This is a genomic window from Bradyrhizobium centrosematis, from assembly GCF_045571495.1.
Classification (GTDB): domain Bacteria; phylum Pseudomonadota; class Alphaproteobacteria; order Rhizobiales; family Xanthobacteraceae; genus Bradyrhizobium; species Bradyrhizobium centrosematis.
The window spans coordinates 2,731,983-2,756,923 of sequence record NZ_CP120703.1 but is presented as its reverse complement, the minus strand read 5'-3'; the positions used below and the strand labels follow the sequence as shown (position 1 = coordinate 2,756,923).

The window sequence follows — 24,941 nt, the reverse complement described above, 5'->3', positions numbered from 1 at the left end:
CGACGCAGAACCTATTGTTGTCAAGGGCTGCACAAGCCGCTGTTTTTGCCTTAAATGAGCTGGATCATGCCTAGCGATCGATGCCTGCCTTTGGCCATGATCGCACCCGACTGGCCAATGCCTGGCCCGGTCGGTCTTGCCCCCGCCGGGAGGATGAATGCACGGACTGCTGCCCGCGCTGAAGCGCGGCTTCAAGAGATGGATCGGTTGGCGACGGCTCGGAGTTGCCGCGAGCATTTTGATCATCGCCTTCGCGATCACCACGCTGGTGCGGACCCTGAAGGGCATCGATACCGGGGTCATCCTGACGGCGTTAACCGAGATTCCCCGCGGGAGTATCGGGATGGCGGCGGTCTGCGTGTTTTTCGCGTTCTGTACGCTGACCTTCTACGACTTTTTTGCACTGCGAACGATCGGCAAGAAGCACGTGCCCTATCGCATCGCGGCGCTCTCCAGCTTCACGTCCTATTCGATCGGCCACAACATCGGCGCCACCGTGTTCACCGGCGGGGCGATCCGCTTCCGGATCTATTCGGACTACGGGCTGAACGCGATCGACGTCGCAAAGATCTGCTTCCTGTCGGGCCTGACCTTCTGGCTCGGTAACATCTTCGTGCTCTCGATCGGCATGGCCATCCATCCGGATGCCGCCTCCTCGATGGATCAGCTGCCGTCGTCGCTCAATCGGCTGATCGCGCTCGGCGGCCTCGCCTCGATCGTCGCCTACCTGGTCTGGCTCTGCATGGGCGAGAAGCGGCGCGAGCTCGGCCAAAAGGGCTGGAAGGTGGTGCTGCCGTCGGCGCCGCTGACGCTGGTCCAGATCCTGATCGGCGTGGTCGATCTGGGCTTCTGCGCCACCGCGATGTACCTCCTGATGCCGGTCAATCCGCCGATCGACTTCATGTCGCTGGCCGTGGTGTTCATCCTGGCCACGCTGCTCGGCTTCGCCAGCCACGCGCCCGGCTCGATCGGCGTGTTCGATGCCGCCATGCTGCTGGCGCTGCCCGAGTTCGGCCGCGAGCAGCTTCTGGCTACGCTCCTGGTGTTCCGCATTCTCTATTTCGTGATCCCGTTCGGCCTCGCCATCTCCATCATGGGCACGCGCGAACTCTGGATGAACGTGGTCGAGCCCTGGCAGGAGCGGCGGCGGCTGGCGGAAGCCTGCGCGCAGGCCAACCTGCCGAAAGAGGTGACGCCGATGGAGCGCGAGCGGCTGCTGCGGCAGGCCAATAAGCGGTAAGGCACGCGGCTAGACAAAGGTTGCGGGCGGAAGCGCGATCGTCTCTTATTTCCGCCTCAACTTTGCCGTTGAAGACGCGGGCCATGATCCCTCTATTCCTTCGTACCCTTTCCGCAAGCGCCCTGTTGCTGGCCGGGCTTTTGACCATTTTGCCGGCCGAGCGTGCCGCCGCGCAGGATGCTGGCCCCCTGCAGATCAGCTGGGAGGTGCGTAACCGCTTCCGGCTGTTCCGGGAGGAGCGCGACTTCCTGCTCCATGTCGAGAATGCGCGTAACCGCAGCATCTTGGCCGCCGAGCAATCGCTGGAGCTGCAGAGCGAAGGCCGCGGCTGGGCCCGCAACATGGTCAACCGCCTCTGCATCGACCTTCAGGGCCGCGTCAACCAGCCCTGCACCCGCGACAATACCAAGGAAAACTACCTCACCCCGATCGACCATCCCGTCACCGTGCGCCTCGTTGGCGCCGTGCCGGTCGGCGCCACCTGCGCCTGGTCGTTCGACGACGGCGACGGTCCGCAACAATCGACCTTTGACTGCGCTGAGCCGATCAACTTGCGGGTCCGCTACGGCAAGCAGACGGTCGCAACCGTGGACGTCTCCTCCGGCTCCGACCCGACCCAGCGCGTCCAGACCGAGATCCAGGTCCGCGACATCTTTATCGCCGGCCTCGGGGACAGCATTGCCTCGGGCGAAGGCAATCCGGACCGCCCGCTGGCACTGTCGGACGAAGGCTTCTGCTTCCGCTCCTATCTCGGCACGGCCGGCGCGCAGTACTACCGGCCGAGCCGCCACGGCTTCAAGGGCGGCCGCGCCTGCGAGGCGCCGGACACGCTCGCAAACTGGCAGCGCTACAGCGCACTCTGGTTCAACGCGCCCTGCCACCGCTCGCTGTACAGCTACCAGACACGCACCGCGCTGACGCTCGCGGTGCGCTACACCCACATCGCGGTGACCTACCTGCCGCTCGCCTGCACCGGCGCCAGCATCGGTGACGGGCTGCTCGGCTCGCAGCGCGCCCGCGAATGTCCGCCCGGCAAGACCGGCGTCTGCAACACCAGCGTGACCGCGCAAGTCGCCGAGTTGCGCGAGGCCCTGACCGCGGCGAAGAAGCGTCAGCCCGACCGCACGCTCGACCTCGTGCTGCTCTCGGTCGGCGCCAACGACGTGTACTTCTCCGGCCTCGTCGCCGACGTCATCGTCGACACCGCGACCGAGCGGGCGCTGTTCCGCCGCTCCGGCGTGATGGCAAGCGTCGATGATTCCCGCGACGCGCTGGCGCGTGAGTTGCCGCAGAACTTCGTCAAGCTGCGCGAGGCACTGAAGCCGCTGGTCGGCGGCGACCTCTCGCATGTGGTCTACGTCTCCTACGCCAATCCCGCGCTCGCCGATGGCGGCGTGCCCTGCCGCGGCGGCCGGGCCGGCTTCGACATCCATCCGTCCTTCAACGCCGATCCGCAGCGCCTTGCCCGCGTCTCGACCTTCGTCGATACCGAGTTCCTGCCGCAATTGAAGGGGCTCGCCACCTGCACGCGCGGCGCACTGTGCCGCGATCAGGAGTCCGACCGCATGACCTTCGTCGATGCGCATCAGGCCGCGTTCGCCGATCACGGCTTCTGCGCGCATTCCGGCAATGATCCCGAATTCGACCGCAGCTGCTTTGCCGAGAACGGCCAGAGCTTCAATCCCGATATCGTCAGCGCGGCGAGCCAGCCGATGCTGTGCGGCCGCGGCGCCTCCGAGTATCGCGCCTATCTGCCCCGCGCGCGCTGGATCCGCGACGCCAATGACAGCTATTTCGCTGCGATGACCTATCCGCAAGGCTTGCCGGCGGCGAGCCAGCCGACCGACATTCACGACGCGACCTGGGGCGTGCTCTCCGCCGTCTATGGCGGCGCAGTGCATCCGAGCGCCGAGGGCCACGCCGCGATGGCGGATGCGGCGCTGCCGGCCGCAAGCGCCGTACTTGGGCTGGACGCCGTGCCACCGAACGTGACGCGCGGGTTGTTGCCGCAACTGTTGCCGAGCGCGCAGCAGTAGAAGCAAAGCGAGCTCTCTCCCGCTCGCAGCCGCCGTTCCATCAATCCAAAAACGGCATCGATCGATACTGCCTTGAACTTGGACACTTCGCCGCGCGCGCCTCTAGGAGTCGCCTTGAGGAAATGTTCAAGTTTCAAGGAGGCGCCTGATGAGCGCAGTGGTGTCCGCAACGGACGCGAGGAGATCTCGCGTCAGGCTGCTCATCGTGACCATGTTGTTCCTGGTGACCACGGTCAATTATGCCGACCGGGCCACGTTGTCGATCGCAGGTCCCGCCCTCTCCAAGGAGTTGCATCTCGATCCCGTCGCCATGGGCTGGATCTTCTCGGCATTCGGCTGGTCCTATGTCGTGGCGCAGGTGCCGGGCGGCTGGCTGCTCGACTGCTACGGCTCGCGCCTCGTCTATGCCTTCAGCATCGTCATCTGGTCGCTGTTCACGCTGATGCAGGGCTGGGTCGGCTTCCTCAGCGCCGGCGCTGCCGTCGTCGTTCTGTTCGCGCTCCGCCTCCTTGTCGGCGTCGCGGAAGCGCCCTCCTTTCCCGCCAATGCCCGCATCGTCGCGGCGTGGTTTCCGGGAAATGAGCGCGGCACCGCGTCGGCCTTCTTCAATTCGGGGCAGTATTTCGGCACCGTGATCTTCGCGCCGCTGATGGGCTGGATCGCGCACGCCTATGGCTGGCGTTTCGTGTTCTTCGTGATGGGCGCGCTCGGCATCGTCATGGGCCTCGTCTGGCTCAAGACCATCTACGGCCCGAAGGAGCATCCCTCGATCAACGAGGCCGAATTCGACTACATCAAGGAGGGCGGCGCGCTGGTCGATCTCGATGCGGCCAAGGACGATCTGCCGCGCGCGCATGCGCCCGAGGCCGGCTCCGGCTGGGATCACATCCGCCAGCTGCTCTCCAACCGCATGATGCTCGGCGTCTATCTCGGCCAGTACTGCATCAACACGCTGACCTATTTCTTCCTGACCTGGTTTCCGGTCTACCTCGTCAAGGAGCGCGGCCTGTCGATCCTGCAGGCCGGCTTCGTCGCGACGCTGCCGGCGCTGTGCGGCTTCATTGGCGGCGTGCTCGGCGGCATCATCTCCGATGCGATCCTGCGCCGGACCGGCTCGCTAACCATGGCGCGCAAGATCCCGATCGTCGGCGGCATGCTGCTGTCGATGTCGATCATCGCCTGCAACTATGTCGAGGGACAGGCGCTGGTGGTCGGCTTCATGGCGCTCGCCTTCTTCGGCAAGGGCATCGGTGCGCTCGGCTGGGCGGTCGTCTCCGACACCTCGCCGAAGGAAGCCGGCGGCGTCTCGGGCGGCCTGTTCAACACTTTCGGCAATTTGTCCTCGATCACCACGCCGATCGTGATCGGCTACATCCTCGCCGCGACCGGCTCCTTCAACGGGGCGCTGGTGTTCGTCGGTCTCAACGCGCTGGTGGCGGCGTTCGCCTATCTCGTCATCGTCGGCAAAATCGAGCGGGTGACGCTCAAACGTTCCTCCTGAGGGCTCCCATGGGAGCTTGACCAGGCAACTCAACGGCGGCCCGAAAAGCCGCCGTCTTTGTTTTGGGGGTGATCGATGCTAGAAGTGCCGGGGAAACGCCTTATTCATCTAAGGCATGTATCGATGTTCGACCTCAACCAGCTCCGCTGTTTCGTCACGGTGGCGGAGGAGTTGCATTTCGGCCGCGCCGCCGCGCGGCTGAACATGACGCAGCCGCCGCTGTCCCGGCAGATCCAGGTGCTCGAGCACATCATCGATGCGCCGCTGTTGGAGCGCACCAGCCGCTCGGTCCGCCTCACCCCTGCCGGACGCAGCTTCCTGCCGGAGGCGCGACGCATTCTCAAGCTGGCCGAAAGCGCTTCGCAGGTCGCCCGCCGCATCGCGCTCGGCAAGACCGGCTCGCTGAAGATCGGCTTCACCGCGGCCGCGGCCTATGGCTTCCTGCCCGAGCTCGTCGCCGCCTGCCGCGCCAGGCTGCCCGAGGTGGATTTCTCGCTGAAGGAGATGGTGTCGGGCGACCAGTTCGAGGCGCTGACCTCGGGCCAGATCGACGCCGGCTTGCTCAGGCCGCCGATCGCGCGCCCCGAGCTCGCCAGCCGCCGCGTCGTCGCCGAACCTCTGCTCGCGGCGATTCCGAAGAGGCATCCGCTCGCGAATGCCGACAGCGTCACCATCAAGGATTTCGACGACCAGCCCTTCGTGATGTATTCGCCCTATGAGAGCCGCTACTTCCACGACCTGCTGGTGGCGCTGTTCACCCGCGCCGACGTGCTGCCGCGCTACGTCCAGCATCTGAGCCAGATCCACTCGATCCTCGCCATGGTGCGCGCCGGCCTCGGCCTTGCCATCGTGCCGGCGGCGGCTGCGAGCCTGAAGATTTCCGACGTGCGGCTGCGGCCGCTGAAGCTGCGCACGCGCGTTCCCGTCGAGCTGTTCATGGTCTGGCGGCGCGAGGACGAGAATCCGCTGCTGTCGGCGCTGGTCAAAATCGCCGGCGAATTGTCCTCCGCGGAGGTGGCGGAAGATTGATGCTGATTTCGCATCGGTCGATATAGGCTTTGGCTTGGACCCGCATCGAACGGTCTCCTAAACCTCGGCGCATGGACGCGCAGCCCTCAAGGCTCGCGTCCTCCACGATACGCACGAAGGGAGCAGCGCCCGTGAGCAAGATGACCCCGCAGGAAATGGCCCAGAAGATCGGATCGGGCCTCCTGTCATTCCCCGTCACGCCCTTCAAGGCTGACTACTCCTTCGACGAGGCAACCTACCGCGCCAACATGGACTGGCTGTGCGGTTACGAGGTTGCCGGCCTGTTCGCCGCCGGCGGCACCGGCGAGTTCTTCTCGCTGACGCCGACCGAGGTTCCTGAAATCGTCAAGGTCGCCGTCGACGAGACCAAGGGCCGCGTGCCCGTGCTCGCCGGCACCGGCTATGGCACTGCGATCGCCCGCGAGATCGCGATCGGTGCGGAAAAGGCTGGCGCCGACGGTCTGTTGCTGCTGCCGCCCTATCTCACCCATTCCGAGCAGGAGGGCCTTGCCGCTCATGTCGAGGCGGTCTGCGCCGCCGTGAAGATCGGCGTCATCGTCTATAACCGCGACAACGCGATTTTGCAGCCCGATACGCTGGCTCGCCTGGCCGAGCGCTGCCCGAACCTCGTCGGCTACAAGGACGGCATCGGCGACATCGAGCTGATGACCCGCGTCTACACCAAGCTCGGTGATCGCCTCACCTATGTCGGCGGCCTGCCGACCGCGGAGACCTTCGCGCTGCCCTATCTCGACATGGGCGTGACCACGTATTCCTCGGCCGTGTTCAACTTCGTGCCGGAGTTCGCGACCAATTTCTACACCGCCGTACGCAAGCGCGACCACGCCACCATCCAGGCCGGCCTGAAAAACTTCATCCTACCGCTGATCGCGATCCGCAACCGCAAGAAGGGCTATGCGGTCTCGATCATCAAGGCCGGCATGAAGGTGATCGGCCGCGATTCCGGCCCGGTCCGTCCGCCGCTCACCGACCTCACCGAGCAGGAGATCGCGGAGCTGACCGCGCTGGTCGAGAAGCTTCCCGCCGCACGATCGTCACAACAGGCTGCAGAATAGCAGCGAACAAGAGGAGGAGCGTGTGATGGCCCAGACAGAGGTTTCTGGCGCACCGGTCGTCACGGCGATGCAGGTGATCCCGGTCGCGGGCCGCGACAGCATGCTCCTCAACCTCAGCGGCGCGCACGCGCCGTTCTTCACCCGCAACATCATCATCCTCACCGACAATGCCGGCCATACCGGCGTCGGCGAGGTGCCGGGCGGGCAGAAGATCTGGCAGACGCTTCAGGACGCCAGGGATCTCGTGATCGGCAAGACCGTCGGCGCGATGAACAACATCCTCGCCGACATCCGCACCGCATTCGCCGACCGTGATGCCGGCGGCCGCGGCAAGCAGACCTTCGATCTCCGCGTCATGATCCACGCAGTCACGGCCATCGAATCCGCGCTGCTCGATCTGCTCGGCCAGCATCTCGGCCTGCCGGTCGCCGCCCTGCTCGGCGAAGGCCAGCAGCGCAACAGCGTCGAGACGCTCGGCTACCTCTTCTTCGTCGGCGACCGGCGCAAGAGCAAGCTCGACTACGTCACGGGCGAAACTGGCAAGCCCGAGTGGTTCAACCTCCGCCACCAGGAGGCGATGACGCCGGAGACTGTTGTCCGGCTCGCCGAAGCCACCCACGACCATTACGGCTTCGCCGATTTCAAGCTGAAAGGCGGCGTGCTGCGCGGCGAGCAGGAGATCGAGGCCGTCACGGCCATCGCAAAGCGCTTCCCGAACGCACGGGTGACGCTCGACCCCAACGGCGCCTGGTCGCTGGACGAGGCGATCAGCCTCTGTAAAGGCATGCACGGCATCCTCGCCTATGCCGAGGACCCCTGCGGCGCCGAGGCCGGCTTCTCCGGCCGTGAGATCATGGCCGAGTTCCGCCGCGCCACGGGGCTGCCGACCGCGACCAACATGATCGCAACCGACTGGCGCCAGCTCTCCCATGCGCTCCGCCTGGGCGCGGTGGACATTCCACTGGCCGATCCCCATTTCTGGACCATGCAAGGCTCGGTGCGCGTCGCCCAGACCTGCCGCGACAACGGCCTGACCTGGGGCTCGCACTCCAACAACCATTTCGACATTTCGCTGGCGATGTTCACCCATGTCGGCGCCGCCGCCCCCGGCAAGGTCACCGCGATCGATACCCACTGGATCTGGCAGGACGGTCAGGCCCTGACGAGGGAGCCGCTCCTGATCAAGGGCGGCAAGATTTCGGTCCCGGACCGGCCGGGCCTGGGTATCGAAATCGACAGGGCCGCTATCGACGCGGCGCATGACCTCTACAAGCAGCATGGACTTGGCGCCCGGGATGACGCTATTGCCATGCAGGACCTGATCCCAGGCTGGACCTTCGAAGACAAGCGTCCCTGCCTCGTGCGTTAAAATACTTCAGGCATGATCCCGGAAAAGTGGACACCGGTTGTCCGATCAGGATCATGCCCTTGAACATGGAGGAAAAGATGACTGCGATCCTGAAGAACTTCATCGGCGGCGAATGGGTCGACGGCTCCGGCGTCACCAGGAACATCAACCCCTCCAACACCAACGACGTCGTCGGCGAATACGCCAAGGCCGACAAGGCGCAGACCGAGAAGGCCATCGCCGCCGCCAAGGCGGCCTTCCCCGCCTGGTCGCAGTCGACGCCGCAGGTGCGCTACGACGCACTGAACAAGATTTCGCTCGAGATCCTCGCCCGCAAGGAAGAGCTCGGCCGCCTGCTGGCGCGCGAGGAAGGCAAGACCCTGCCCGAGGGCATCGGCGAGGTCGCACGCGCCGGCCAGATCTTTGCCTTCTTCGCTGGCGAGGCGCTGCGCCTGATCGGCGAGAAGGGCGCCTCGGTTCGTCCGGGCCTCGACGTCGAGCTCACCCGTGAGCCGGTCGGCGTCGTCGGCATGATCACGCCCTGGAATTTCCCGATCGCGATTCCCGCCTGGAAGATCGCGCCGGCGCTCTGCTACGGCAACACGGTGGTGTTCAAGCCGGCCGAGCTGGTGCCGGGCTCGGCACATGCGCTGTCCGAGATCATCACCCGCTCCGGCATTCCCGCCGGCGTGTTCAACCTCGTGGTCGGCTCCGGCTCGGTGGTCGGCCAGACGCTGCTCGATCACCCGGATGTGGCCGCGATCTCCTTCACCGGCTCGGTGCAAACAGGGCGCAAGATCGCGCAGGCCTGCGTGCTCTCGAACCCGATGAAGAAATTCCAGCTCGAGATGGGCGGCAAGAACCCGCTGGTCGTGCTCGACGATGCGGACCTGAAGACCGCCGTCGATGTCGCCGTCAACGGTGCCTATTTCTCGACCGGCCAGCGCTGCACCGCCTCGTCCCGCCTGATCGTCACCGAGGGCATCCATGACCGTTTCGTCGCTGCAATGGCCGAGCGCCTGAACAGCCTGTCGGTCGACGATGCGCTCAAGACCGGCGTGCATATCGGCCCCGTGGTCGACCAGAGCCAGCTCGACCAGGACCTGCGCTACATCAAGATCGGCCAGGACGAGGGCGCCAAGCTCGCCTTCGGCGGCGAGCTGCTCAAGCGCGAGACCCCCGGTCACTATTTGCAGCCGGCGCTGTTCACCGAGGCCAACAACAACATGCGCATCGCGCGCGAGGAAATTTTCGGCCCTGTCGCCGCCGTCATCCGCGCCAAGAACTACGAGGAGGCGCTGGCGATCTCCAACGATACCGAGTTCGGCCTCGCCTCCGGCATCTGCACCACCAGCCTGAAATACGCCTCGCACTACAAGCGCAACAGCGAGTCCGGCATGGTGATGGTCAATCTGCCGACCGCCGGCGTCGACTATCACGTGCCGTTCGGCGGCCGGAAGGGCTCGAGCTACGGCGCCCGCGAGCAGGGCTCCTACGCGCGCGAGTTCTACACCACGGTGAAGACGGCCTATACGTTCCCGGGCTGAGACATCGTCGGGATCGTAGGGTGGGTTAGCGCAGCGTAACCCACCAATATCTGTGTCCGCGGAAGCAGAAGAGGTGGGTTACGCTGCGCTAACCCACCCTACAAATCCGGAATCCTCGATGGACCAGGACGTCGCAGCGAAAGAGCAGCCCCGCTACATCAAGCTCAACGAGCGCGACAATGTCGCGATCGTGGTCAATGATTTCGGGCTTCCCGCCGGCTCCCGCTTCGCCAGCGGTCTGACGTTGCGCGCGTTCGTACCGCAGGGGCACAAGACGGCTTTGGTCGATATCGCGGAAGGCGCACCGATCATCCGCTACGGCGAGATCATCGGCTATGCGCTGTCGCCGATCCTGGCCGGCGAATGGGTGGACGAGGCGCGCATTCGCATGCCGGAAGCCCCTGCCCTCGACAAGCTCGAGATCTCCACCGCCGTCCCCGCGCCGCTGCCGCCGCTCGAAGGCTTCACCTTCGAAGGCTATCGCAATCCGGACGGCTCGGTTGGCACCAAGAACATCCTCGGCATCTCCTCCTCCGTGCAATGCGTCAAGGGCACGATGGAATATGCCGTCAAGCGCATCCGCGCCGAGCTGCTGCCGAAGTACCCTAACGTCGACGACGTCGTGCCGCTGACGCACGCCTATGGCTGCGGCGTCGCCATCACCGCGCCCGACGCGGTGGTGCCGATCCGCACGCTGCAGAACCTCGCGCTCAACCCGAATTTCGGCGGCGAGATCTTGGTCGTCGGCCTCGGCTGCGAGAAGCTCGCACCCGAACGGCTGGTGCCGGAGGGCGTGAACGATGCCATCGTGCGGATGCAGGACGAGGCCTTCGACGGTTTCGGCGCGATCGTCGAGGCGATCATGACTCAGGCCGAGGCACGGCTGAAGGTGCTCAACACCCGCAAGCGCGAGACCTGCCCGGCGTCCGACCTCGTGATCGGCCTGCAATGCGGCGGCAGCGATGCCTTCTCCGGCGTCACCGCGAACCCCGCCGTCGGCTTCGCCGCGGACCTCCTGGTGCGCGCCGGCGCCACCGTGATGTTCTCCGAAGTCACGGAAGTGCGCGACGCCATCCAGCTGCTGACGCGACGCGCCATCAACGAGGACGTCGGCCGCGCGCTGGTGCGCGAGATGGCCTGGTACGATTCCTATCTGGCCCGCGGCGGCGCCGACCGCAGCGCCAACACCACGCCCGGCAACAAGAAGGGCGGCCTTGCCAACATCGTCGAGAAATCATTGGGCTCGATCGTGAAGTCCGGCTCGAGCGCCATCACCGGCGTGCTTTCGCCCGGCGAGAAGGCGACGCAGAAGGGTATGCTGTTCGCCGCAACGCCGGCCTCCGACTTCATCTGCGGCACGCTGCAACTCGCCTCCGGCATGACGCTGCAGGTGTTCACCACCGGCCGCGGCACGCCCTACGGCCTTGCCGCAGCGCCCGTGATCAAGGTCGCAACGCGCAGCGAGCTCGCACGGCGCTGGAAGGACCTGATCGACTTCGATGCCGGCAAGATCGCAACCGGCGAGAAGACCATCGAGGAAACAGGCTGGGACCTGTTCCGCCTGATCCTCGACGTCGCCTCTGGCCGCACCAAGCCGTGGTCGGACCGCTGGGGCATTCACAACGACCTGACGTTGTTCAATCCGGCCCCGGTGACCTGAGAGCCGACCAGCAGCTTTCCACGAAACCGTCCGGAAACATTGGTGCGAAAAGCTTCTTCCCCGGTTTCGTTCGTTCGCCTCACGCAACCATTATGTTCGCTGAGGGCCCATCGAAAGTCCGCATACGAGCGAACCTCTTCCTGCATCGTCAAGACCAAACCTCCGATTGCCATCTTCAACGGAGATTTTTCCAATGCGTGTTCTCACAACGATTGCCCTCGCCAGCGCCGTGATTGCGAGCGCGACCTCTGCCTTCGGCGGCGAGCTTCCCTCTTACGAAGTGCAGTCGCTGCCGATCTCGGCGACACAGGTGCAGGTGCTCGGCGCTGCCGGTGTCGAGGAGCAGTCGGCCGCTCCCACTATGATCGTCGCCGGCATGCCCGCCTCGCCCGTGCAGATTTCGGTGCTGTCGCCGCGTGCGAAGCGGCTCGCCAGCGCAAGTGCGGGCAACAACGCGCGCTAAGCTTCCGTAACGCTTGCGGCGCCTGCATCTGATGCGGGCACCGCCAGCGTTTTCACGTCATGCTGCCCGGCATGAAGCAGCGCACGCGCGGATGACCGTCGATATAGTGCTTCCACACTATGGTGCGGCCGATCTTGTTCGGCACGGTGATCACGGCGCCATCGGGCACCACGACCCACTCGTCATCGATGCGGACGCGGTAGCGGCCGCGGTCGGATTCCCAGTCCACGTCGGCAATGACGTAGCCGTCGGCGTCGGAGCAGCATTGACCGAATTCGCTGTGCAGGCTTTCGAACCAGGGCTTGAGCGGCGAGTTGGCGTAGCGCCCGTCGTCGCGTGCCAGCGCTGAACTCGTCAGCAGAGCGGTCAGGCCCAGCAGCGCGGCGGCACACTGTCTTGCAGGTCTCATGTCGTCTCCGCGGTCGAAGTGATCGCCGCGAGGCAAACGCCACCGTCTGCCCGCAGCACAGCGTGCGGCAGGCATGGAGACGGCGACTCGCTCCCCAGCGGCTTTGCCGCCAGCTATGCAAATCCGGCGCCAACGCGCATTCCGGGGAACTACTGGAGCAGGCTCGGCCCCCATTCGCCTTTCGGCGGATGTGGCCACGCAGACCGTCTGCTCATGCGGGGAATGATTGTGCGCTGAAAGCTACCGCCGATCAGGCAGCAGCACGGTGCTTGCGGGCCCTACTGCTTCGGTACCGGCGCCATCATGGCGCCGCCCTTCTTCGTCGCGGGCGCCGGCGGCTTTGCTGCGGCGGCCTGCGCAGGCAGATACTTCGCAACGATGGCAGGATCGACCTGGGCGATGTTGGCATCAGGCAGACGCGTCCAGGTCTCGTCCTTGCCGAGCAGAGCGATGCCGAGATAGCCGCGCAGGGTCAGGGTCTGGCCATCTGGACTGACCTTCATGTTGGCCTTCCAGATCTGGCCGTCGCGCGGATTGAGCACGTTGCCGCCTTCGTACTTCAATCCTTCGCGCTTCATGTTGCGGACGAAGGAGATGCCGAGCACCGGCGCGTTCTTGCGGTCGTCGGTGCACTTGCTGCAGACCTCGTTCGGATTGTCGCCGGGCCGCGGAAAGGTCTTTGCGATCACGCCTTCGAAGACGCCGTTGTGATCGATGAAGAGAAACCATCCGACCGTCTTGCCATCTTCGACCTTCTGCCACAGGCCCGCCGCCGTGGGCTCGGCGGTCTGCGCCGCAGACGGCGTCACCGTCGCGAGCGACAACGCGAACGCAAGGAATGGGAGCAGCCGAAAGCTGGAGAAATGCCGCATTGGATCACCTTGTTATTCCACGACCGGAATGGCCGCAGACTACGGCGATTTCGCGAACTGATCCAGCACCAGAAACATGGGGCATCCCCTGCCCGCCCGCTTCCGTCAGTTGACACCGAGCTTCTTTTGCAGGCTGGAGGAGGAGGTCGTGTATTGGAACACGAGCCGCTTTTCCGGATAGACGTAGCGATGGGCTTTTTGCGACATCAGCGCGCCCTCGTGGAAGCCGCACAGGATCAGCTTGATCTTGCCGGGATAGGTGTTGATGTCGCCGATCGCAAAGATGCCGGGCACGTTGGTCTCGAACGCGGATGTCTCGACCGGCACCAGGTTGTTCTCCAGCGCGATGCCCCAGTTCGCGACCGGACCGAGCTTCATGGTCAGGCCGAAGAACGGCAGCATGGTGTCGCAGGCGATTTCGGTGCTGCTGTTGTCATTGCCCTTCACGGTCGCGCCGGTGAGCTTGCCGTCGGCGCCCGACAGCGCCGTGACCTGGCCGAGTTTCAGATCCATCTTGCCGCCGGCAACCAGTGCGCGCATCTGCTCGACGCTGTGGGGCGCGGCGCGAAACTCGTCACGCCGGTGCAGCAGCGTGATGCGCTTCGCAATCGGATGCAGATTGAGCGTCCAGTCGAGCGCGGAATCACCGCCGCCGACGATCAGCACGTTCTTGTCGCGGAACGTCTCCATCTTGCGCACGGCGTAATGCACCGAAGTGCCTTCATAGGCCTCGATGCCCGGCACCGGCGGACGCTTCGGCTGGAATGAGCCGCCGCCGGCCGCGATCACCACCACCTTGCATTCGAACACCTTGCCGGCATCCGTGGTGCAGCGAAACAAGGGATCGCCGATCTTCTCCACGGTCTCGACCATCTCGCCGAGATGGAAGGTCGGATGAAACGGCTTGATCTGCTCCATCAGCGCGTCGGTGAGACCCTGCCCTGAAACCTGCGGAATGCCAGGAATATCGTAAATCGGTTTTTCCGGATAGAGCTCGGCGCACTGGCCGCCGACCTTGTCGAGGATGTCGACGAAATGCGCCTTCATGTCGAGAAGGCCGAGCTCGAAGGCGGCGAACAGACCGCAGGGGCCGGCGCCAATAATCAGCACATCGGTTTTGATCGCGTCGCTCATGTCGTCTCTTTATCTGTCGTTATCTGTTTGACGGCGCCCGGCGGGCAGAGGTGACCCTGCCTGTCTAGCCAACGGGGATGGATCAGGGAAGGCATAAAAGCGGGAGCGCCCCGCAGCTGCGCCCACTTGCCGGGTCAGGATAACTGAGCTGTAACGGGCACGGATATGACGGAGATCAATCGGTGAACGCACCAAGCCGCCTCGACACGACGCCGCGTCTGGAGGACTTTCCCTTCCGCCTCAGCGACAATGTCCGCTTTGGCGATCTCGATCCCAACCAGCACGTCAACAACGCGGTCTACGCCACCTACTTCGAGACCGGCCGCGTCACGCTGATGAAGCTGCCCGAATACGGGCTGACCCCGCCGGGCCTGGCCTGGATCATGGTGCGGCTCGACATACATTTCCGCGCCGAGTTGCACTGGCCGAACACGATCGAGCTCGGCCTCGGTGTGGTCAAGCTCGGACGAACGTCGGTGACCTTCGAACAGGTCGTGTTCTCGGAAGGAAGATGCATCGCCTCGGCGACGTCGGTCGGTGTCCTGCTCGACGAGGCGACGCGTCGGCCGGCCGCGTTGACTGCGGAGGTGATCGAGAAGCTCAGACCTTGGCACAAGCGCGGCGTCGAGGTCGCGCCGCCGAACGGTTAGTCGATCGCGGGATGATCAGGCCTGGCGTTCCGGCGTCGTCACGACGAGACCGTCGAGATCGTCGGTGACCTTGATCTGGCAGGACAGGCGCGAATTCGGACGCACGTCGAAGCCGAAGTCGAGCATGTCCTCTTCCATCGGCGTCGGGCTGCCGACCTTCTCGCGCCAGGCTTCGTCGATATAGACATGGCAGGTCGCGCAGGCGCAGGCGCCGCCGCATTCGGCCTCGACGCCGGGAATGCTGTTGCGGATAGCGGCTTCCATCACGGTTGCGCCGTTCTCGATTTCCACCGTGCGGGTTTCGCCCTTGTGGTCGACAAAGTGAATCTTGGCCATGTGTGCTCGTGCTGCCGCGGTGCTGGGAATGAAGGAGGGTCCGGGCTGTCCTATAACGAGTCGATCAGCCCGGCGCCATAGGGTTTTGATGTGGCGTGAATCCCGCTTGGCGGCAAGAAAATGCCTCTCAAAACAAGAGACTAGAGTCCGGCTCGGCGGCCCCCTCAAGGCTTCAGCATCGCCTCGATGGCGGCGCGAGCCTCGGTCACCGCCTCCTTCAGCGCGGCGAAGGCGTGGCGCTGGTTCTGGCCGGTCTGGATCGCGATCTCCAGGCTTGCTGCGGCATCTGCCACGGCAAAAGCGCCGATCCCGCGGGCCGAACCCTTGAGCTTGTGGGCGAGTGCGCCGGCCTCGGCCGGCAGCGTCGCCATCGCCGCCATCAGGCGGACCGCCTGCTCGGCGAACATGGCCAACACTTCCTGTTCCAGCTCGGCATCGCCGAGCGTCATCCGGGAGAGATGGTCGAGGTCGAGCGGGCTATCGATGGGTGCAAGCGGGGGCGAGGGCATCCAGTCCATCCGTTGCAGTTCAGGCGTCATGGCGCAGGCCCCGGCATCGCGCGACGGTTCCGCCGGTCCGGCGGTGAATCCACCTCACCCAAGCATGGAAATGGTTAATGAAATGTTCGGGGTCTACGACGCAGTTATGCCCCTTTATTGACGAGAAGTTGCCGCAATTGGCCGAGTTCAGTGGAGAATTGTATTTATTGCTAAGGCGTTAGACCGCGATCCTGTTAACGATGATTAAGAATGTCTTAATCGCGGGCATTTCATTCGCGACGCTCTGCCAATAGGATGTTGCAGAAATTGGCGGACAAGCCGTCCGGGTGGGGACGGCTCGGAGATCCGCGCAAGCGGCATGATCCGGTCTGTGGGCTTGCGCAGCGCGCAGGGCTCGCGGGGGGACGCGTACAAGTAACGAGGGCTCGGACTGAACATGGCGAACACTCCGAAAAAGGTCAAAGACCCCACAGAAGTCGCGCTTTCTGCGATCCAGGAAGCCCTCAACATCAGCGACACCGCTGCGGACACCAGCCGCAACGCCGCGATGCGCAACGAAACCTCGCCGCCGGCTCCGCCGGTCTTCGACGAGCCGGGCTTCGAGCCGCGCCCTGCCGCCAACGAACGCTCGACCGTGTTCGACCCGATCGAGGAGCCGCGCTCCACGCGTCGCGCCGCCAACGACGACCGCGAGACCATCGGCCAGCTGCTCCAGGCGCTTCAGAAGGGCCGCCCTGCCCGCAGCGTCTATACTTTCGCCACCGTCTTCGCCGGCGTCTGGCTCGCTGCCTGTGCCGCGCTGACCGTCGGCTTCCTGCCCTCGATCCAGGCCGCCATGGGCCAGAGCGGCGGCGTGCTCGTTATCGCCGGCCTGATCGCGATGTTCTTCGCGCCGATCATGCTGTTCTACTTCCTGGCGAGCCTGGTCTGGCGCGGCCAGGAAATGCGCATGATCGCCCAGGCGATGGCGCAGGTCGCGATCCGCTTCTCCGAGCCGGAGGGCTCGGCCGCCGATTCCATGGTCACCGTCGGCCAGGCCATCCGCCGCGAGGTCGCGGCGATGGGCGACGGCATCGAGCGCGCCATCGCGCGTGCCGGCGAGCTGGAGACGTTGGTCGCCAACGAGGTCGCCGCGCTGGAACGCGCCTATTCCGACAACGAAGTGCGCATCCGCGCCCTGCTCCAGGATATCGCACACCAGCGCGACAATCTGGTCGGCCAGGCCGAGCAGGTCCGCAGCGCCATTTCCGGCGTGCAGATCGACCTGCGTCACGACATCGCGCTGATCTCGGACGCGATCGCCTCGCGCGTCGACGAGGTCGCCAAGTCCATCACCGGCGCGCTGGAAGAGCGCGGCGCCCACATCACGCAGGCGCTCAGCAATGCCGGCGACAACATGATCCTGGCGCTCGGCGAGCGCGGCGGCGACCTGCTCGACCGCCTCGAGGAGGCCAGCAACGAGACCACGCGCGCCGTGCTCGACGCCAGCGAGCGGCTGACCACCAGCCTCAACTTCAAGACCGGCCACGTTCACGATGAATTCGTCGACCTCGCCGACCGCGTCCACGAGATGCTGAACGAGCGCATCGACCGCATCACCGGCGAATTCGAGCAGCGCTCCGCCGCGATCGTCGACGGCATCTCCGAGCGCACCGAGCAGGTGCACGATTCCTTGAAGAACTCCTCGGACTCGCTGCTGCTCGAGCTCGAGCTGCGCTCCAGCGACATCTCGGCCAAGATCGACGACGCCGGCAACCGGCTCGCCGGCCAGATCGTGACCAGCGGCGACAAGGCCAGCGAGGCGCTCAACGCCACCGTCGACGCCCTCGTCGCCAAGGTCGTCAGCCAGACCGAGACCGCGCACGATTCGCTGTCGCTGCAGATGAGCGCGTTCGACGAGCTGGTCAGGAACCAGGGCACCGAGCTGGTGGAGAAGTTCGCCCGCGACTCCGGCACGCTGGGCGCGCTCATCACGCGCCATATCTCCGAGTTCGACCGCACCGTGAAGACCTTCGGCGGCGAGATCGTCGAGCGCATGGGCCAGCGCACCCAGGACATCCACGAGTCGCTGAAGACCTATGTCGATAATTTCGATAGCCGCTTCACCGCCAACGGCGGCGAGATCACCGCGATCCTCGACCAGCGCCTGGCCCAGTTCGAGACCACGATCGGCGAGCGCGTCAGCAATTTCGACGCCTCGCTGAACGGCAAGATCGCCAGCCTCGACGGCACCATCGAAGGCCATATCAAGACTTTCGACGAGCAGCTTGGCGGCCGCGTCGCTGCGCTGGAACAGTCGTTCGACACCCGCGCGAAGTCCATGACCGACACCATCGACGGGCGCATCAACACGCTGGCGACGTCGCTGACCGACGGCGCGGCGCAGGCGATCCAGTCGATCGATTACCGCCTCACCCACCTGACGACGTCGCTCACGGGCGGCGCCTCACAGGCGATCGAAACCATCGATGCGCGCCTCAACCACCTCACGAGCACGCTGACCGACGGGGCGTCGCAGACCATCCAGTCGATCGATACCCGCCTGACCCATCTCACGACGACGCTGACGGGCAATGCGACGCAGGCGCTCGAGTCGATCGACTCCCGCCTCACCTACCTCACCACCGCCGTGACCAACGGCGCCTCGCAGGCCGTGCAGTCGATCGACACCCGCCTGACGCTGCTGACCTCGACGCTCACCGACGGCACCGCCCAGGCGATCGACGCCGTCGACCGCCGCATCACCGGGGTTACCGAGATCATCGACGGCCGCAGCATGCATCTGACCGACACGGTCACGGCGCGCTTCCAGGAGATCCAGCAGGCCATCGAGACCAAGGTCGGCTCGGTCGCCAGCGACATCGACGTGCGCGTGGCGCAGTTCGAGGACCTGCTCGGCTCCCGCGTCGAGGCCGTCGCCGGCCGCATCGAAAGCAGCGGCCGCCAGGCCAGCGAGGACATGATGTCCCGCGCCGAGATGATCTCGACCGCGATCCGCTCGCATGTCGAGGACGCCGAGCGCTCGCTCACCAACCTCGTCGTCAACACCAGCGAGACGATCCAGACCGGTGCGCGCACCGCCCAGCAGTCGCTGATGACGGTCTCCTCCGACGTCAACGCCCAGCTCAAGATGACCTCGGCCGAGGTCGAGCGGGCGCTGACCGCGGTCGGCACCGGCTCTGCGAACTCGATCCTGAACAGCGCCCGCGAGGCGCAGTCGACGCTGGTCGCAGCGTCGGGCGAAGCCTCCAACCAGATCAAGGCGCTCGCGGCCGACGTCGAGCGCACGCTGTCGGCGGCAGGCTCGGCCACCGCAGCCTCGATGCTGGCCGGCGCCCGCGAGGTGCAGACCACCCTCGTCACGGCGTCCTCGGACGCGGCCAACCAGGTCAAGACGCTCACCGCCGACGTGCAGCGCTCGCTGTCGCTCGCCGGCACGACCACGGCGGAATCGATCACCGCCGGGGCACGCGACGCCCAGAGCGCGCTGATCGCGGCCTCGACCGAGACCGCCAACCAGATCAAGGCGCTGTCCTCGGACGTGCAGCGTTCGCTCACGATGGCCGGCACCGCGACCGCCGAGACCATCATGACCGGCGCCCGCGAGGCCCAGAGCACGCTGATCAATTCGTCTTCGGACGCGGCCAACCAGGTCAAGTCGCTCGCGGCGGAGGTGCATCGCTCGCTCTCGCAGGTCGGCCAGTCGACCGCCGAGACCATCACCACCAGCGCCCGCGACGCCCAGAGCACCCTGCTCGCAGTCTCGGCCGAACAGACCAGCCAGGTCCGTTCGCTCGCGGCCGAGATGCAGCGCGCGCTGGCGACCGCCGGCGGCGCCACCATCGAGGCGCTGACGAGCGGCGTGCGCGAGGCCCAGGGCTCGCTGATCTCCGCCTCGACCGAGGCGGCGACCCAGATCAAGTCGCTGACCACGGACATCGAGCGCACGCTGACCGCGGTCGGCGCCGACACCGCCTCGACCATCCTCAACAGCGCGCGTGAGGCCCAGACCTCGCTGACCTCGACCTCGGCGGATGCCGCGAGCCAGATCCGCACGATCTCGACCGAGATCGAGCGCACGCTGAGCGCGGCCGCCGCGAACGCGACCAACGACATCCAGACCAGCGCGCTGAACGCCCAGAACGCGCTGATCTCGGCCTCCAACGAGGCGAGCTCGCGGGTCAAGTCGAGCTCGGCCGACGTCGAGCGGTCGGTGCTCGCCGCCAGCTCGAGCTTCGGCCAGGCCATGACCGGCAAGACCGACGAGATCGTCACCTACGTGCAGCAGCAGGCCGACCGTCTGTCGAACATGATCGACGCCAAGCGCGGCGCGCTGGTCGATGCGATCGGCTCGAAGACCAGCCAGCTCACCCTCGACATCGACCGCGTCACCTCGGACGCGTTGAAGTCGATCGAGACGCGCGGCCATGCCTTCTCGCAGACCATGATGGGCAACGGCTCCGAAGTCGCCCGCACCATCAACGCGGCGAGCGAGATCGCGACCGGTGCGGTAGCCAAGTCGCTCAAGGACCTCGAGCAGGCCTCGCGTTCGGCGATCGACCAGTCGCGCCAGGTCTCGATCGCGGCCGTCACCGAGATGCAGGAGACCAGCAAGATCCTGCGCACCGACACGGTCGCCCTGTTCGAGCGCCTGCGCGAGGGCAACATCCTGCTCCAGGAGGTGCTGACCGGTGCGCACGACAACCTCAACTCGCTCGAGCGGGCGCTGGTGACGCGCGTCGCCGACTTCGTCTCGGCGATGAACGACGTCACCTCGCGCAACGGCGAGGCGACGCAGAACCTGGAAGACCAGCTCAACGTCTTCAACAGCAAGACCACGAAGGCGCTGCAGGATCTCGGCGAGCTGTCGACCCAGTTCGACAAGCACGGCCAGGCTCTTGTCGAGGCCGCGCAGGTCGTCGAGCAGAGCAACAAGAACACCACCGCCTCGCTCGCCGAGCGCAAGCAGGCGCTGGAATCGCTCGTCACCACCATCGACCTGCGCACGGCCGATCTCGACCAGCGGCTGTCGCGCTTCACCGGCCTGCTCGATGAATCGCTGGCGGCGGCCGAAGAGCGCGCCCGCGACATCGCCCGCGTCGTCGCCGAAACGGCCGGCGCAGGCTCGGCCGCGATCACCCGCCAGTTCGAGGCGGTGCGCGCGGCCTCCGAGGAGGAGCACCGCCAGACCATCGAGGCGATGCACGACATCTACCGCCAGACCACGGACGAGGCGGATGCGATGTTCAAGCAGTCGACCGAGAAGTTCACCAACCTCGTCGCCAGCATGAAGCAGATGGCTCTCGAGATGCACAACGAGCTCGAAGCCACCCGCAACGAGCTGCGCCGCGGCGTGCTCGAGATGCCGCAGGAGGCTGCCGAGAGCACTGCGCAAATGCGCAAGGTGATCGTCGACCAAATCGAGGCTCTCGCCGAGCTCAACCGCATCGTGGCCCAGCATGGCCGTGGCCTCGACGTCACCACGGCGGGCCGCGCCTCCGTCGCCGTCCAGCGCCAGCAGGAAGAGCCGGTGATGGCGGCGGCGGGCGGTCGTGGCGGCGAGACCCGCATGCGCGACATCGGCAGCGCCTCGACGCTGCCGCCGCCGGACCTCGGCATGCCGGCCCCGCGTCGCACCGAAGCGCCGCCGGTCGCGCCCGCAGGCAGCGACCAGGGCCGTGACGGCTGGCTGTCGGACCTGCTCAACCGGACGGACGCCAATCAGGGCGCACCGACCGGCCGTGAGGCCCCGCGCGGCCGCGCTGCCCCTGGCCCGCAGCCGCTGGCCCCACAGGCAAGCGCCAATCCGCTGGAATCGCTGTCGCTCGACATCGGCCGGCTGATGGACCGCAACCTCGCCGCCGAAATGTGGGACCGCTATCAGCGCGGCGAGAACAAGGCCTTCACCAAGCGCCTCTACACGCCGGCCGGCCAGAAGGCCTTCGACGAGGTCGCCCGCAAGTACCGCGCCGACCGCAACTTCAAGGGCACCGTCGACCGCTACGTCGCCGAGTTCGAGCGCCTGCTCGACGAAGTCGCCCGCGACGGCCGCGGCCCGCAGGAGCTGCGCGGCCACCTGACCTCGGAGACGGGTCTGGTGTACACGCTGCTCGCCCATGCGGCGGGACGGTTGGGGTAAGCGGACGCTCGCCAATGGCGAGTGGCGAATAGCGAATGAAAACGGAGCCCTCGCGGGCTCCGTTTTTGTTTGGGATCGATCGGTGAGGAAGGCTGTACTCGCCACTCCCCATTCGCGCGCTACTACCTACTGCCGTCTCGGCGCAGCCGCCGGCTTCGGCGGCTCGGGCGGCGGGGCGGGCTGCGATGAGTTGCTGGCGCCGAACAGCACGCGGGTCGGGTTGCGGTCGAAATTGTTCACGGCGCGGCTGATGTCGCTGAGGGTGCGGCGGCCGTCGGCGATCAGCGCACCCGAGCGCCTGTCGAAATCGTCGGCGAGCTCGCGGATCGACTTCACCGCCTGGAACAGCTCGCCGCCGTCCTTGCCGCCGGCGAGCGTGTTGAGGCCGAGCATGAGGTTGTCGGCCTTGAGCATGACGCCGTCGACCTTGGCCATCACGCCGTCGATCTTCTCGGAATTGCGCGCGAGCGAGTTGGTGAAGGTCTCCAGGTTCTTCAGCGAGTTCTTCACCGATTCCTGATTGTCCGCGACGATCTTGTTGATGTTCTGCAGCGTGCCGCGGATCGCCTCGGTGACGTCCTGCAGCTTGTTGGGGTCGGCGGTCAGCGTCGGGATGCCGTCCTGGTCGAGCGGCGGCGGAGCTGCGGCCTCGTCGCCGCCCTTGAGCGAGATCGCGGCAACGCCGGTGAGGCCCTGGAATTCGAGGCCGACCAGGGTGTCCTTGCGGATCGGAGCGTTGTTCTCGATCATGGCGAGTGCGACAACCCGCCGCGGGTTGTCGAGCTTCACCGAGACCACCTCACCCACTCGGATACCGTTGAAATTGACGCTGCCGCCATTGCGCAGGCCCGCCGCCGGGCCCTCGAACACGACGCGCAAGGGACTGCGCTGCTTGGTGGTGTGCAGCGACTGGAACCAGAGCACGAAGCCGATCGCCGCCGCGATCACCGCCAGCGTGAACGACCCGATCAAAACGTAATTCGCCCGCGTTTCCATCAGGAGCTCCGGCTACTCAACACATCACCGCGCGGGCGCGCTTGCCATGGAAATACTGCCTCAGCCAGGGATGCTGCGAGGCCTGCATGTCGGCGATCGACCCTGCCGCAATGATCTTACCGTTCCCTAAAACGGCGATGCGGTCACATGCTGTGTAAAGGCTGTCGAGATCGTGGGTTACCATGAAAACCGTCAGCCCCAAAGTACGTTGCAGCGTCCGGACCAGCTCGTCGAAATCCCCGGCGCCGATCGGATCGAGGCCTGAGGTCGGCTCGTCCAGGAACACGAGATCGGGATCGAGCGACAGTGCGCGCGCCAGCGCCACGCGCTTGATCATGCCGCCGGAGAGCTCCGACGGAAATCGCTCGGCGACCTCGGGCTTGAGGCCGACCATGGTGAGCTTGGCCATCGTGATCTCGTCCATCAGCCGCTGCGAGACCCGCAAATATTCGCGCATCGGAAACTGGATGTTCTGCCGCACGGTCAGCGAGGAGAACAGCGCGCCCTGCTGGAACAAGACGCCCCAGCGCCGCTCGACGTTGCGGCGCTGCGACGCGCTCGAGGAATCCAGATCGACGCCGAAGACTTCGATGCGGCCCGAGACCTTCGGCACGAGGCCGATGATGGTGCGCGTCAGCACCGACTTGCCCGCGCCTGAGGGGCCGACGAAGCCCAGGATCTCGCCGCGCTTGACGTCGAGGTTGAGGCCGTCGAGCACGCGCGTCGCGCCGAACTGCACGGTGATGTCGCGGACGCGGATGATGGGATCTTGCATCTCGCCTTGAGCTTCTCCTGCCATCGTCACATCCCGATCGAGGCGAAGAAGATGGCGAACACGCCGTCCATGACGATGACGAAGAAGATGCCCTTCACCACCGAGGCCGTGGTGTGTTGTCCCAGCGATTCCGCGCTGCCCTGCACGGCAAGACCTTCGACGCAGGCGACGATGCCGATGACGGCGGCCATGACCGGCGCCTTGACCATGCCGACGATGAAATGGTCGATCGAGATGGCATCGCGCAGCCGCAGCAGGAAGGCCTCGGGCTCGACGCCGCCATAGAGCCAGGCCACGAGCCCGCCGCCATAGAGCGCGGCCATGGCGCCGAGGAAGGCCAGGATCGGCAGCGCCAGCACCAGCGCCATCATGCGCGGCAGCACCAGCACCTCGATCGGATCGAACCCCATGGTGCGCAGCGCGTCGATCTCCTCGCGCATCTTCATCGAGCCGAGCTCGGCGGTGTAGGCGCTGCCCGAACGTCCCGCGACCATGATCGCGACCAAGAGCACGCCGATCTCGCGCAGCACCAGCACGCCCAGCATGTCGACGACGAAGATGTCGGCGCCGAACCTGCGGAAATGGAAGATGCCTTGCTGCGCGATGATGCAGCCGATCAGGAAGGTGATCAGCACGATGATCGGCACCGCACGCCAGCAGACCTGCTCCATGTGATGCACGGTCGAGGTCAGGCGGAACGAGCGCGGATGGAACAGGACGCGAAACCATGCCGCGAGCACGGCGCCGAGCATGTCGATGAGGCCCGCGATCGTCCCGCCGATACCGGCCACGGTCCGGCCGATCTGCTCCAGCATGCCGGCGATGGTGATCGGGCTGCTGTCGAGCTCGGCCGTCGCCCGGACCCGCCGCACCTCGTCGACGAGGCTGGAATAATTGGCGGAGAGCCCCGCGATCTGCACCTCGACGGGCCCCTTGGTCAGGCTGCGGCGCAATCGCTCGATCAGCCAGGCGCCGAAGGTGTCGAGCTTGGCGACCTCGGAGACGTCGATGAAGATGCTTTGCGGGCTGCCGGCGAGCTTCTCGGCATCGGCCACCATCCGCTCGAGGACCGGCGCGAAGCTCGCGGTCCAGGTCCCTGTGGCGCAAAGTGCCAGCGCGTTGCCCTTGGCAATCCGTTCCAGCTTCGGATCGCTAGTCAAGATGTCCGCTCCCGTGCCGGGGCGGAGAAAATCAGATGGTTGCGCACGCGCCCTTACCCAGAGAAGGTAT

The 24,941-nt window shown here is 65.8% G+C and carries 19 protein-coding genes; 11 read left to right on the top strand and 8 right to left on the bottom strand.

The window, feature by feature from the left end; genetic code table 11:
* Positions 1–157: 157 nt before the first annotated feature.
* The 9 genes from P6U31_RS13160 (at position 158) to P6U31_RS13120 (ending at position 11,900) form a co-directional block, all read left to right on the top strand.
* The gene (locus tag P6U31_RS13160; RefSeq protein ID WP_407188867.1) at positions 158–1,240 is read left to right on the top strand and encodes a YbhN family protein; all 1,083 of its coding nucleotides are present in this window, start codon (positions 158–160) and stop codon (positions 1,238–1,240) included.
* Positions 1,241–1,323: 83 nt separating this feature from the next.
* Positions 1,324–3,276, top strand: a complete 1,953-nt coding sequence (locus P6U31_RS13155; RefSeq protein WP_407188865.1) for a hypothetical protein — start codon at positions 1,324–1,326, stop codon at positions 3,274–3,276.
* A gap of 148 nt (positions 3,277–3,424) precedes the next feature.
* Positions 3,425–4,777 (top strand): MFS transporter, encoded by a 1,353-nt coding sequence (locus P6U31_RS13150; RefSeq protein WP_407188863.1) that lies wholly within the window; start codon positions 3,425–3,427, stop codon positions 4,775–4,777.
* Between the two features lie 123 nt (positions 4,778–4,900).
* On the top strand, positions 4,901–5,806 hold the full coding sequence (locus P6U31_RS13145; protein WP_407188861.1) for a LysR substrate-binding domain-containing protein: 906 nt from the start codon (positions 4,901–4,903) through the stop codon (positions 5,804–5,806).
* 131 nt (positions 5,807–5,937) lie between these two features.
* The gene (kdgD, locus tag P6U31_RS13140) at positions 5,938–6,882 is read left to right on the top strand and encodes a 5-dehydro-4-deoxyglucarate dehydratase (RefSeq protein ID WP_407188859.1); all 945 of its coding nucleotides are present in this window, start codon (positions 5,938–5,940) and stop codon (positions 6,880–6,882) included.
* A 25-nt stretch (positions 6,883–6,907) separates the two neighbouring features.
* A complete protein-coding gene (gene gudD / locus P6U31_RS13135; protein ID WP_407188857.1) occupies positions 6,908–8,251 on the top strand; it encodes a glucarate dehydratase in 1,344 nt (447 codons plus the stop codon).
* A gap of 77 nt (positions 8,252–8,328) precedes the next feature.
* Complete coding sequence (locus P6U31_RS13130) at positions 8,329–9,777, top strand: aldehyde dehydrogenase family protein (protein ID WP_407188856.1); 1,449 nt, start codon at positions 8,329–8,331, stop codon at positions 9,775–9,777.
* A gap of 118 nt (positions 9,778–9,895) precedes the next feature.
* Complete coding sequence (gene garD / locus P6U31_RS13125) at positions 9,896–11,437, top strand: galactarate dehydratase (protein WP_407188855.1); 1,542 nt, start codon at positions 9,896–9,898, stop codon at positions 11,435–11,437.
* A gap of 193 nt (positions 11,438–11,630) precedes the next feature.
* Positions 11,631–11,900, top strand: coding sequence for a hypothetical protein (locus P6U31_RS13120; RefSeq protein ID WP_407188854.1), 270 nt, complete (start codon positions 11,631–11,633; stop codon positions 11,898–11,900).
* 52 nt (positions 11,901–11,952) lie between these two features.
* Here P6U31_RS13120 and P6U31_RS13115 read toward each other — a convergent pair whose 3' ends face one another.
* The 3 genes from P6U31_RS13115 to P6U31_RS13105 form a co-directional block, all read right to left on the bottom strand.
* Entirely contained in the window at positions 11,953–12,309 is a 357-nt protein-coding gene (locus P6U31_RS13115; RefSeq protein ID WP_407188852.1) for a hypothetical protein, read from the bottom strand.
* A gap of 278 nt (positions 12,310–12,587) precedes the next feature.
* Positions 12,588–13,181, bottom strand: coding sequence for a DUF2147 domain-containing protein (locus tag P6U31_RS13110; protein ID WP_407188851.1), 594 nt, complete (start codon positions 13,179–13,181; stop codon positions 12,588–12,590).
* 105 nt (positions 13,182–13,286) lie between these two features.
* Entirely contained in the window at positions 13,287–14,315 is a 1,029-nt protein-coding gene (locus P6U31_RS13105) for an NAD(P)/FAD-dependent oxidoreductase (RefSeq protein WP_407188849.1), read from the bottom strand.
* A 182-nt stretch (positions 14,316–14,497) separates the two neighbouring features.
* On the opposite strand from P6U31_RS13105, the gene P6U31_RS13100 reads away from it, so the two are divergent.
* A complete protein-coding gene (locus tag P6U31_RS13100) occupies positions 14,498–14,965 on the top strand; it encodes an acyl-CoA thioesterase (protein ID WP_407188848.1) in 468 nt (155 codons plus the stop codon).
* A 15-nt stretch (positions 14,966–14,980) separates the two neighbouring features.
* On the opposite strand, the gene P6U31_RS13095 is transcribed toward P6U31_RS13100, so the two are convergent.
* Together P6U31_RS13095 and P6U31_RS13090 are read right to left on the bottom strand one after the other, a co-directional pair.
* Entirely contained in the window at positions 14,981–15,301 is a 321-nt protein-coding gene (locus P6U31_RS13095; protein ID WP_407188846.1) for a 2Fe-2S iron-sulfur cluster-binding protein, read from the bottom strand.
* A 164-nt stretch (positions 15,302–15,465) separates the two neighbouring features.
* Positions 15,466–15,840: an Hpt domain-containing protein gene (locus tag P6U31_RS13090; protein WP_407188844.1), complete on the bottom strand. Its 375-nt coding sequence runs from the start codon at positions 15,838–15,840 to the stop codon at positions 15,466–15,468.
* A gap of 397 nt (positions 15,841–16,237) precedes the next feature.
* Here P6U31_RS13090 and P6U31_RS13085 point away from each other — a divergent pair, with 397 nt between their 5' ends.
* Positions 16,238–21,940, top strand: a complete 5,703-nt coding sequence (locus P6U31_RS13085) for a negative regulator of septation ring formation (RefSeq protein WP_407188842.1) — start codon at positions 16,238–16,240, stop codon at positions 21,938–21,940.
* Between the two features lie 126 nt (positions 21,941–22,066).
* Here the strand turns inward: P6U31_RS13085 and P6U31_RS13080 are convergent, their stop codons facing one another.
* From P6U31_RS13080 to P6U31_RS13070, 3 genes are read right to left on the bottom strand one after another with little or no spacing between them, the layout of a single operon-like run.
* Positions 22,067–22,936 carry an MlaD family protein gene (locus P6U31_RS13080; protein WP_407188841.1) on the bottom strand — a complete coding sequence of 290 codons (870 nt, stop codon included), beginning with the start codon at positions 22,934–22,936 and terminating at the stop codon, positions 22,067–22,069.
* Between the two features lie 16 nt (positions 22,937–22,952).
* Positions 22,953–23,735: an ABC transporter ATP-binding protein gene (locus P6U31_RS13075; RefSeq protein ID WP_407188840.1), complete on the bottom strand. Its 783-nt coding sequence runs from the start codon at positions 23,733–23,735 to the stop codon at positions 22,953–22,955.
* 2 nt (positions 23,736–23,737) lie between these two features.
* Positions 23,738–24,871, bottom strand: coding sequence for an MlaE family ABC transporter permease (locus tag P6U31_RS13070; protein WP_407188838.1), 1,134 nt, complete (start codon positions 24,869–24,871; stop codon positions 23,738–23,740).
* Between the last annotated feature and the right edge of the window lie 70 nt (positions 24,872–24,941).

Bases quoted from the DNA above. Each gene is read 5' to 3' on its own strand.
- gudD (WP_407188857.1), top strand. From the start codon at position 6,908: ATGGCCCAGACAGAGGTTTCTGGCGCACCGGTCGTCACGGCGATGCAG.
- P6U31_RS13130 (WP_407188856.1), top strand. From the start codon at position 8,329: ATGACTGCGATCCTGAAGAACTTCATCGGCGGCGAATGGGTCGACGGC.
- P6U31_RS13160 (WP_407188867.1), top strand. From the start codon at position 158: ATGCACGGACTGCTGCCCGCGCTGAAGCGCGGCTTCAAGAGATGGATC.
- P6U31_RS13150 (WP_407188863.1), top strand. From the start codon at position 3,425: ATGAGCGCAGTGGTGTCCGCAACGGACGCGAGGAGATCTCGCGTCAGG.
- garD (WP_407188855.1), top strand. From the start codon at position 9,896: ATGGACCAGGACGTCGCAGCGAAAGAGCAGCCCCGCTACATCAAGCTC.
- P6U31_RS13120 (WP_407188854.1), top strand. From the start codon at position 11,631: ATGCGTGTTCTCACAACGATTGCCCTCGCCAGCGCCGTGATTGCGAGC.
- P6U31_RS13115 (WP_407188852.1), bottom strand. From the start codon at position 12,309: ATGAGACCTGCAAGACAGTGTGCCGCCGCGCTGCTGGGCCTGACCGCT.
- P6U31_RS13155 (WP_407188865.1), top strand. From the start codon at position 1,324: ATGATCCCTCTATTCCTTCGTACCCTTTCCGCAAGCGCCCTGTTGCTG.
- P6U31_RS13085 (WP_407188842.1), top strand. From the start codon at position 16,238: ATGGCGAACACTCCGAAAAAGGTCAAAGACCCCACAGAAGTCGCGCTT.
- P6U31_RS13145 (WP_407188861.1), top strand. From the start codon at position 4,901: ATGTTCGACCTCAACCAGCTCCGCTGTTTCGTCACGGTGGCGGAGGAG.
- P6U31_RS13080 (WP_407188841.1), bottom strand. From the start codon at position 22,936: ATGGAAACGCGGGCGAATTACGTTTTGATCGGGTCGTTCACGCTGGCG.
- P6U31_RS13090 (WP_407188844.1), bottom strand. From the start codon at position 15,840: ATGACGCCTGAACTGCAACGGATGGACTGGATGCCCTCGCCCCCGCTT.
- P6U31_RS13105 (WP_407188849.1), bottom strand. From the start codon at position 14,315: ATGAGCGACGCGATCAAAACCGATGTGCTGATTATTGGCGCCGGCCCC.
- P6U31_RS13075 (WP_407188840.1), bottom strand. From the start codon at position 23,735: ATGGCAGGAGAAGCTCAAGGCGAGATGCAAGATCCCATCATCCGCGTC.
- P6U31_RS13095 (WP_407188846.1), bottom strand. From the start codon at position 15,301: ATGGCCAAGATTCACTTTGTCGACCACAAGGGCGAAACCCGCACGGTG.
- P6U31_RS13110 (WP_407188851.1), bottom strand. From the start codon at position 13,181: ATGCGGCATTTCTCCAGCTTTCGGCTGCTCCCATTCCTTGCGTTCGCG.